This window comes from Fibrobacter sp. UWB15, assembly GCF_900177705.1.
GTDB lineage: Bacteria > Fibrobacterota > Fibrobacteria > Fibrobacterales > Fibrobacteraceae > Fibrobacter.
Window position 1 is genome coordinate 1 of sequence record NZ_FXBA01000020.1, and the last position, 9,668, is coordinate 9,668.

Genomic DNA, 9,668 nt, shown 5'->3' on the forward strand with positions numbered 1-9,668 from the left:
TCGGAGTTCACGGAGATGATGATTCCTGAATCCTGCATGCCGGCGAGGTGCTGAATCTGGCCGGAGATACCGCAGGCGATATACACCTTCGGGCGGACCGCTTTATTTATGGGAGGGGGAAGAATCCCCCTCGCTTCAGCCCTGGCCCCGCCCTTATAGTCATTCCCTTCGGGAATATTGTTCCGAACCCGCCCCGGCCAGGTCTTACGCTACCCCCACTGCGGGTGCTCAATCGCCGCACCCGCAACGCCCGGGCTTGACTGCTTAAAAACTTCAAATAACATCGAAATAGGCCTTGATGCAACAACCCCCTCTACCCTCTTCAAGTAAAAGAATGTATATTTAGAGTACGGAGGTATCTTATGACTGAAAATATCATAGAAAGAACCCTCAGGGCAATTAAGTCCGCAGATCATTCGCCGGAAGCCGCGCGTAGGCGTCTTCTGAGAGCTGGTATTATTACCAAATCTGGCCGTCTGAGCAAGATTTATCGCGAACCGGCAACAGTCCAAAAGTAATTTAGGTATGGACGATCTTTATCTAGAACGACCGAATCTTTACATCGGGTTTCATGGTTGTGAAAAAGAAAGTGGCTTGAAACTCGTCAATGAGCCTAAGGACATTATTTCAAGCAAGGCCGATCACGAATGGTTGGGAAAAGGTTTTTATGTTTGGGAAAATAACCAAGATCGTGCGTGGGATTGGGCGAAAAATCACAAACCCGTACCATTCAAGGATCCTTTTGTAATCGGAGTCGTTTATACTTTAGGTACCTGTCTTGATTTGACGGATTCTCATTTCATAGATCTATTGAGTTTGAATTTTGAATCGTTAAGTGACGACCTAAAAAAGTTAAGCAATAAAAATGGTTTGCACAAACTTGATTGTGCGGTCATAGAACATCTTCACGAAACATGTGAGGAATTTGACAGTACGTTTAGATACGATTCTGTCCGTGGAGCCTTTTACGAAGGCGATGTTGCTTACAAGGGTACCGAGATTCGAAAGAAAAATCACATTCAGGTTTGCCTTCGCAACATGAATTGCATAAAGGGCTTTTTCTTGCCCCGCTGCTAGGATTGATATTCCGTTTTATGCAATGAAAACCGCAGTGTTGTAGCTGCGGTTCTTTTTTAGTTTTTTTCGCTCGCTAAAAAAAGGCAAAATAAGCATTTCGCTGTATAGTAAAATCTAAAAATCCTTTTATTATACGCGAAATTATACAAATTGATAAAAATTCGCAAATTTTGTATAGAAAAACTGTTCGCGATAGGCGGACGGGAAAATATATTTAGATTACAATGAAGTCTGTAATTGAATATGAAGATTACCGTTCCTTTATGAACGATTACTACCAGTGGAAAAAGCGGACGTCTGCTTTCTCCTGGCGTGATTTTACAAAGAAGGGAGGGTTTACTTCACCCAATTATATGAAGATTGTGTGTGAAGGCAAGAGCGGCTTGTCGAAGAATGGAATTGAACATGCCGCTGACGCGATGGATCTTGTGGGTGCTGAAAGAGAATATTTTAGACAACTTGTGAAATTTGGACAGGCAAAGAATGATGCAGACAAGAAGGCTGCCTATACAGAAATGAAGGAAATTGCCAGTGCTCACAAGGTCCGTGTTTTAGAAGGGGAATCAGTCTCTTTTTACGAATCGTGGAAATATCCTGTGCTGCGCGAACTTGCTCCCATGATGCCCGGAGCGAAGCCTCTGGAAGTGGCCAAGGCGTGTGGAGGGGCTTTCTCGGCCGAGGAGGTCCGCGATGCGTTGGCATTCTTGACCCGAGCGAAGTTCTTGAAGAAGACTGCGGATGATGTGTACGAGCAAGTGGATAGGTCTCTCCAGATGTCCGTTGCCGCCATGCCGGTGCTCGTTCGTGAAATGCATAAGGAAATGGCTGATTTCGCAAGAGAGGCTGTTGAAAAGTACCCCATAGATGAACGGAATTTTACCGGCATCACCATGGGAATAGACGATGACGACTATGCCGAAATTTTAAAGGAACTGGACGCTTGTCGTAAAAGAATCATATCCATTGCGACAGCCAAAAAGGGCGGAAACAGAGTGTACCGGTTGAATATGCAGATGTTTCCGCTTACAGAAAAAATTCAGAACAATGAAACCTCACTTAAAAATAAGGAGCATAACCATGAATAAAAAAATCATTATTTCCGCTGCTGCTATTATCGCTTTAGCAGCCTGCTCCGAAGATAAGGGAGCAGTATCCACCGTTGGAACAGAACCTTCAACAGAAGCGCCTGTTACTGCAGAAACGTCTTTAACCGATGCTGACATTGCGTTCATGAACAGTATGCTGGATTCCTTTGGAAACCGCAGTAAGGCTGTTGTTTCTGACGGTGTTAACGACGTGACACCGACAGATGAACCGACGCTCACCCTTTCGCCGGTCTTGTTTACTTTTACGACCGAAAAGGAAGTTGTATACAACGAGATAAAGTCCAACGGAAGCTGTTGGGTAAATCTGTATGACGAAGAAAAAGGTATTTCCTTTTACAAGTCTAAAAAGGAAAAGATTCCTGGCTATAGCACCATTCTTGATCAATACGATGACGCAACCATTCTCCTCAAGGAAAACGAAGGGTCGCTTTACATACAGGATTTGCACTATAAAACCTTTGCTGGAAAGACGGAACTTTGTGTGGCCGACAGCATAGCTTATGTTGCCGAATGCAACGAGAAAGGCGGCCTTTACAGGATTTACAATGACGGCTGCGGCTCTTCCCTCGAAATGTCCTGTGTAGCCAAGGTCTCTGGTCAGACTGAACTCAAAACTATCGCCAATACATTCAAGGGTGAGTGCGAAACATTTATTGCGAATCTCCCCGAAGCGGAAGAATTGCCTACCGTGCATTGCCAAGGCGATACGGAAAACGGAATGGTCTGCGACACAACTTGGAATGAGTAAGGAATGATTTTTAGGGCTTCTTGACAATGAGATTTGATTTCGGATTACTATTGCTTTGTTCGCTTACTTTGCTGCTGGAATCTTGTTCTGAATCGAACAAGGTTTCTGGCGGTACAATCGAAGACCAGAATGCTCTTTTAGAGAAACAGGTGAACGATTGGTATAATTATGGCTTGGATTTGAACGAGGCTGCATATGCCAAAATAGATGGAGGCAGATTGGCCGTTTTGGATGATGGCTCGGGCGCTCGTGCAGAGTGTACCGCGGATAGTGCATCCATAGCGATGACCATACAAATTTCCGGTTCTGTTGCGGTGACAACCTTGAAAGCGGAGGGACTCGAACAATCCTGTGATTCTGCTTTTGCCGAGTTCAAGACTAATTGCGATAATAAATCGAATAGCGAATTCTTTACCCTAAGTGAAGGCTGTAAGGAAGGAGCTTTTGATGCCGCTTGTCGAGTAAAGGCAATAGAATCTGATTCTGCGAATATCTTGATAACTTATTTTAGTGCTATTGCAACAAATCGGTGTTTTGAAATGTCAAGAAATGCCCAAAATTCAACGGGTAGAGGGGTAACACCGTCTTCTTCGTCAAAAGAGGGTGAAAGTTCAAGCTCTTCTACTGCTGGCGGGCGAGAGCCTTTGTCAACTATATCTCCTAGCGATACGGCAATAACAATCAAATATGACCAAACACTTGAAAATTATGTCTTGCAGTATGCTTCAAGTGTTGATCAACTTTCTTTTGACGAACATGTAATTGCATACAACGGATTGCCAAGTATGAATTGTATAGATTTTACGGAATTGACCTTGAAAGTAAACACGATGGAGCTAAAATCGCCTTTGGTTAAAATTGAAGAAAACGACATCCCACAGTGTTTTCCGATGACGGCGAAAATAATGAAAAATCGCCTAAAAGAAAAGAATGAAAGTTGCCAATATTTTATAACGTTTGTGGATGGCGGCGGCTTGCTTACTGGAAGTATTTTGAGTCATGTTGCCGATGGCGAACTGGAGTTTACGAAAGTGAAGCCTAGTGGGGAATGTGTCTCTACTGATGATTATTTTTCTGTATTCTTCCTAATTGAAGATTGCAAAAATGAAATAATGTCAACGGAACCGCAAGTTACACACAAAACTTATGAAAGCGAATTCTGGAAATGTGAAGATGGAAACTACAACCCTAATCCGAAGGCGAACCCCTATGGGGAGTGGTTTAGGGATTCATTGATTTTATAGTTAATTAACAGAATTCTCAAGTGATGTCTGCAATTTGTATGGTGCTAGCTCAACTAGCACGTTATATACTAGTGGGCGGATTTGCCTTTGTAATTGATTTTGGCTTGTTTTCTCTTTGCCTTTACTGTCTTGGATGGCAATATTTGCTTGCAAATCTTATAGGGTTGGTTGCTGGGCTGTGCTTGAATTATGCATTGAGCATAAGTTGGGTTTTCCGTAATAGTAAACGTCGACTAGAAAAGCGCAAATTGGCAGAATTTGCCGTGTTTGCTTTGGTTGGGTTAATGGGTGTGGGCCTTAATGAACTTTTGATGTTGTTGATGGTTGGCTTCTTAAGTTTGCAAGAATTGTATTCAAAAATGATGGCTGCTGTAGTTGTTTTGATGTGGAATTTTTGTGCTCGCAAGCTGATTTTGTTTAATGAATGAAAACTATAAAAAATCTAGTCGGATTACTGTAATTGCTGGTGCTGGTCCTGCGGGCTTGACCGCGGCGCTTGAACTTTTGCGAACAACAGATGTTAAACCTGTGATTTTTGAAGCGGAAGATGTCATCGGCGGTATCTCGCGTACGGCACGCTACAACGGCAACCGCATGGATATTGGCGGCCACCGCTTTTTTAGCAAGAGCGATACCGTGATGGATTGGTGGCAGGGAATTTTGCCGCTCCAGGGTGTCGCGAGCAAGGACGACATCGCGATTGGCCGCACGGTTCCGCTGACGGAAGGCGGCCCCGACCCGGAGAAGACGGACTACGTGATGCTCTGCCGCAGTCGCCTTTCGCGAATTCTCTTTTTGCGCAAGTTGTTCAATTACCCCATCAGTTTGAACGGCGATACGATTCGCAACCTTGGGCTTTGGCGCATGATGAAAATCGGCCTTAGCTACATCAAGGTGCAGTTGATGCCTGCCCGCAAAGAAAACAGCCTCGAAGACTTCATGATCAACCGCTTTGGCGTGGAACTTTACCGCACGTTCTTCCGCGACTACACCGAAAAGGTGTGGGGCGTGCCGTGCAGCAAGATTAGCCCCGACTGGGGCGGCCAGCGCATCAAGGGACTCTCGATTACGAAAACCGTGGTGCATGCCGTCAAGCAGATTTTTGCAGGCAAGAAAAATGCATCGTCTGCGAACGTCGGCGAAGGTTCTGGTGCCGATATCCGCCAGAAAGATACGGAAACAAGCCTTATCGGACAGTTTCTTTACCCGAAATTCGGTCCGGGTCAGCTTTGGGAAACGGTTGCCGAAAAAGTTCAGGAACTGGGCGGCAAGATTGTCATGAACGCCCGCGTGGTGGGCGTGAACCGTACTGCCGACGGCAAGACGGTCGAAAGTGTTGTTGTCGAAAGTATGGACAGCACGGACGTTGTCTTGCGCGAAACGGTTCCCTGCGATTACTTCCTCTCAACAATGCCGGTGAAGGAGCTTGTTGCCGCGATGGATAACGAAAAAAATCCCGTGCCCGCCGAAGTCAAGCGTATCGCCGATGGCCTCGTGTACCGCGACTTCATCACGGTGGGGCTTCTGCTCGACAAGCTGCTCATCAAGAATCCTGCAAAGCCGGGCACGCCCGAAAGCAAGCTCAAGTTCGTTGCCGACAACTGGATTTACGTGCAGGAATCCGACGTAAAACTCGGTCGCATCCAGATTTTCAACAACTGGAGCCCTTACCTGGTGGCCGACCCCGAGAAGGTATGGATTGGCCTCGAATACTTCGCTACCGAGGGCGACGAGATGTGGCGCATGCCCGACAAGGACTTCATCAAGTTCGCCATCGATGAACTCGACAAGATTGACGTGGCAAGGCCCGAGTCTGTTCGCGATTCCGTGGTGTTCCACATCAAGAAGGCCTACCCTGCCTACTTCGGTACTTATGGCGAGTTCGACAAAGTCCGTGAATATGTGGACCCGATTGATAATTTGTTCCTAATGGGCCGCAATGGCATGCACAAGTATAACAACATGGACCACAGCATGCTCGCCGCAATGGAAGTTGTCAAGTGCATCCGCGAAGGTTGCAGCGACAAGACTGCGCTTTGGAGCGTGAACAGCGAAGAGGAATACCACGAAGGTAAAAAACTATGAAAAAGATTTTTAAGTCAATAGAATTCTATTGTGCCATTGGCATTTTAATATGCTTCAGCATTCTCCACTATGGTCAAATCCGGGTGGAAAATGTTGTTCTGCGGCATGGAAATGCTGAAAAACAAACGACATTACCCATCTCACAAAATATGGATGCCGGTGAATGGTTTAATGTTCGTTTTTCTATTTCTAATCCATTGAATATTCCCTATGATTTAAACATCATTCCTGATGATTGCGCCGAATCATTGACGGTTAACGGCTTTGCATTTTCATTGAGCGGCTATTCGGATAAATGTAATTTTAATAAAGGATTTTGGATTCCAGACTCGGTTACTTCTCCACATCGTGTGGGGAATAGAACCAGTTATGAAATTCTCTTGATGAATAAAGGCGGAATCGCAGGGATAAATGTTTTCCCTAAAGTCGATAGTATTTTGCTGTTTCTGCTGAAATTTATGATAGCCCTGCTTGTTGGGATAATCGTGATATTGGTTGCGAAACGACTGAAACTAGATACATTTCTGATAGCATGTGTTCTTGCAGGTGTTCTCCTGCGTTTTGCAATGTTCTATGCGATGCCTTACAATCAATTTTCGATGGATGTAGAGGGACACTTAGCTTATATACAATATATAATCGACAATCATTCTATTCCTTCTGCGAAAGATTGCTGGAGCTGTTACCATCCGCCTGTTTATTATGCTAGTGTAATACCGTCTTTCATGGTGAGTGGATTGATTGACTATAATTCTTGTTCAGGTGCACAAGCATTTAGTTTGGTTCTTTCAATTATTTTGCTTGTCTGTGGCCTATTTTTGTTGAAGGAATTTGTTTCAGGTGTTCCTTTAGGAATTGCTTCTGTTCTCTGGACCGTATGGCCCTTGTTGCTTTTAGTTGCACCTAGAATCGGAAATGACCAACTTTTTTATACTTTGCACGTTTTATGTGTGGTGGCGGGTTTTAACTATATCAAGAACGGAAACGGAAAGCATCTTGTTGCTGCTGTTGTGTGTGCGGCTCTTGCGGTGTGGACAAAATCTACGGGCTATGTCACCTTGGGACTTGTAATTCTATTTGCTGTTTTCGGATTCGTAAAAACAAATCAATTGCATAGGCCGACCAAAACAGAAATTGCTGGGTGGATTTTACGGGCTCTTGTTTTTGTGAGCCTTGTTGTAATTAAGTTTTTCAGCAATGGTGAACTGGTTGCAAACATAAATAGTTTGCATTCAAGCCTAAAGGTTGAAAATGAGGCGAAGAATTTCCTGTATTTTGATATGAAATCATTCTTGACGGAACCTTATACCAATGGATGGGTCGATGGACAAGGACGAGAATATTTTTTTAATTACGCTTTTAAATCCTCGTTATTTGGCGAATGGAAACTTGTAGATACGGCTGTGGGCCGAACATTGGCGTCGTTGATTAGTTTGTCGTTGCTGGGACTAATTGTTTTCGCAATTCGAGGCTGGTGGAAAACCAGAATGAATATTTATCATTGGGTTTTATTCATTCAAGGAATTCTTTTCTTTGTGGCTTTAGGTTTTTTGCGATATAAATATTCCTACGCCTGTAGTGCTGATTTTCGCTATATATTGCCGGTCTTGTTGAGCTTTCTCCCGTATGTTGGGCTAGGAGTGTATCGGGAAGAATACACTCTCAAATGGAAAGTATTGGGATTTATTACGGTTTCAATATTCGCAGTATGTTCTGTAATGTTGATGAGTTTTATTTTTGTGACGTGAACATTGCATAAACAAAGAAAACCCCGACTCGTTAGAGCCGGGGAAATTTCTTTATCGCGTTTCAGTAGGCGGCGTAGCCGCGATTATTCACTAATCACTGTCTACTGTCTACTTCCTACTTCCTGTAGCTCTCCATCGCTTCCACATCTACGTTCTTCACGAAGTTGTAGTGCTTTGCGACTTCGGCTTCGGCGAGGTTCAGGTACACCTTCATGCTCTTTTCGAACAGTTCCGGTGCCTTGGTGGCGTCGCGGAGCATGAGCTGGCTCATCACGCAGTTGGCGGCGAGTTCGTAGAGGTGACGGCTGCAGAGGTCGGTGAACTCGTTGTTGTTCGCGGCCTTCACAGTTTCGATAGCTTCGTTGAACTTCGCGTCCATGGCCTTAGCGCGGGCCTTGAGGCTCCCGTATTCGGCGGCCACTTCGCCCGCTTCCAGTTCCTCGAGCATCTGGCTGTAGGTTCCGGTGGTGATGTGCGGGAGGGCGGCCACGGTCTGCAACTGCGTCGTGCCTTCGTAAATGGAGGTGATGCGTGCGTCGCGGTAGAGGCGCTGGCAGGCGTATTCGAGCATGTAGCCGGAACCGCCGTGAACCTGGATGCTGTCGTAGGCGTTCAGGTTGGCGTATTCGGAGTTCATGCCCTTCGCAAGCGGCGTGCATGCGCTGGCGAGCTTCTGGTAGAGCTTGAGTTCTGCCTTCTCCTCGTCGGTGAGCTTGCGGGTGCGTTCGATGTCTTCGAGGCCCTTGTAGATGTCCACGTAGCGGGCTGTCTGGTACAGGAGTGCGCGGCCTGCGTCGAGGCGTGCCTTGATGTTGGAAATCATCTCGTAGACGGCCGGGAAGTTCACGATAGCCTGACCGAACTGCTTACGGTCCTTGGCGTAGGCGAGTGCTTCGTTGTAAGCCATCTGGCTGATGCCCACGGACTGTGCGGCAATGCCGAGGCGGGCGCCGTTCATGAGGGCCATCACGTACTTGATGAGGCCGAACTTGCGGCGGCCACAGAGTTCAGCCTTCGCGTTCTTGTAGACAAGTTCGCAAGTCGGGCTTCCGTGAATACCGAGCTTGTTCTCGATGCGGCGCACGTTCACGCCACCGTCGCGCTTGTCGTAGATGAACATCGAAAGGCCGCGGCCGTCGTGGGTGCCTTCTTCGGAGCGGGCGAGCACCAGGTGGATGTCGGAGTCACCGTTCGTGATGAAGCGCTTGACACCGTTCAGGTACCAGCACTTGTCGGCTTCGCTGTAGGTAGCCTTGAGCATCACGCGCTGCAGGTCGGAACCGGCATCGGGTTCGGTCAGGTCCATGGACATCGTCTCGCCGGCGCACACGCGCGGGATGAAGCGGGAACGCTGGTCTTCGTCGCCGAATTCATAGAGCGTCTCGATGCAGTCCTGCAGGGACCAGATGTTCTCGAAACCGGCGTCCGCAGAGGCGATCATTTCGTTGATGGCCGTGTAGGCGGTAATCGGGAAGTTGAGGCCGCCGAAGCGGCGCGGCATGGTCACGCCATTGAGGCCGGCCTTGCGGGTGGCTTCCAGGTTCTCGTAGGTCTTGCTTGCGTAACGCACGCGGCCGTCTTCGCAGTGGGGGCCTTCGGCGTCCACGTCTTCGGAGTTCGGGAAGATGGTGTTCGCGGTGATGTCGCCTGCGACTTCGAG

Annotated in this window: 8 protein-coding genes and 1 pseudogene; 7 read left to right on the forward strand and 2 right to left on the reverse strand. The window is 46.9% G+C overall.

Annotated features, from left to right (window positions below; genetic code table 11):
- Positions 1 to 98: pseudogene (locus B9Y58_RS14215) on the reverse strand (FAD-binding protein); the annotation flags it as partial.
- Positions 99 to 525: 427 nt separating this feature from the next.
- Between B9Y58_RS14215 and B9Y58_RS14220 the strand changes: the two are divergent.
- From B9Y58_RS14220 to B9Y58_RS14250, 7 genes are all read left to right on the forward strand, one after another.
- On the forward strand, positions 526 to 1,077 hold the full coding sequence (locus B9Y58_RS14220) for a hypothetical protein (protein ID WP_073058378.1): 552 nt from the start codon (positions 526 to 528) through the stop codon (positions 1,075 to 1,077).
- Positions 1,078 to 1,301: 224 nt separating this feature from the next.
- The gene (locus tag B9Y58_RS14225; RefSeq protein WP_073058376.1) at positions 1,302 to 2,162 is read left to right on the forward strand and encodes a TIGR02147 family protein; all 861 of its coding nucleotides are present in this window, start codon (positions 1,302 to 1,304) and stop codon (positions 2,160 to 2,162) included.
- The gene (locus B9Y58_RS14230; RefSeq protein WP_233247998.1) at positions 2,155 to 2,931 is read left to right on the forward strand and encodes a hypothetical protein; all 777 of its coding nucleotides are present in this window, start codon (positions 2,155 to 2,157) and stop codon (positions 2,929 to 2,931) included. The genes B9Y58_RS14225 and B9Y58_RS14230 overlap by 8 nt, the downstream gene beginning before the upstream one ends.
- A 26-nt stretch (positions 2,932 to 2,957) precedes the next feature.
- Positions 2,958 to 4,175, forward strand: a complete 1,218-nt coding sequence (locus B9Y58_RS14235) for a hypothetical protein (RefSeq protein ID WP_073058374.1) — start codon at positions 2,958 to 2,960, stop codon at positions 4,173 to 4,175.
- A gap of 23 nt (positions 4,176 to 4,198) precedes the next feature.
- Positions 4,199 to 4,603, forward strand: coding sequence for a GtrA family protein (locus tag B9Y58_RS14240; RefSeq protein WP_073058372.1), 405 nt, complete (start codon positions 4,199 to 4,201; stop codon positions 4,601 to 4,603).
- A complete protein-coding gene (locus tag B9Y58_RS14245; RefSeq protein ID WP_073058370.1) occupies positions 4,596 to 6,260 on the forward strand; it encodes an NAD(P)/FAD-dependent oxidoreductase in 1,665 nt (554 codons plus the stop codon). Before B9Y58_RS14240 ends, B9Y58_RS14245 begins: the two co-directional genes overlap by 8 nt.
- Positions 6,257 to 8,008 (forward strand): hypothetical protein, encoded by a 1,752-nt coding sequence (locus B9Y58_RS14250; RefSeq protein WP_073058367.1) that lies wholly within the window; start codon positions 6,257 to 6,259, stop codon positions 8,006 to 8,008. Before B9Y58_RS14245 ends, B9Y58_RS14250 begins: the two co-directional genes overlap by 4 nt.
- A gap of 115 nt (positions 8,009 to 8,123) precedes the next feature.
- On the opposite strand, the gene B9Y58_RS14255 is transcribed toward B9Y58_RS14250, so the two are convergent.
- Positions 8,124 to 9,668 (reverse strand): acyl-CoA dehydrogenase family protein (locus B9Y58_RS14255; RefSeq protein WP_073058365.1); only part of this gene is annotated, 1,545 nt, incomplete at its 5' end.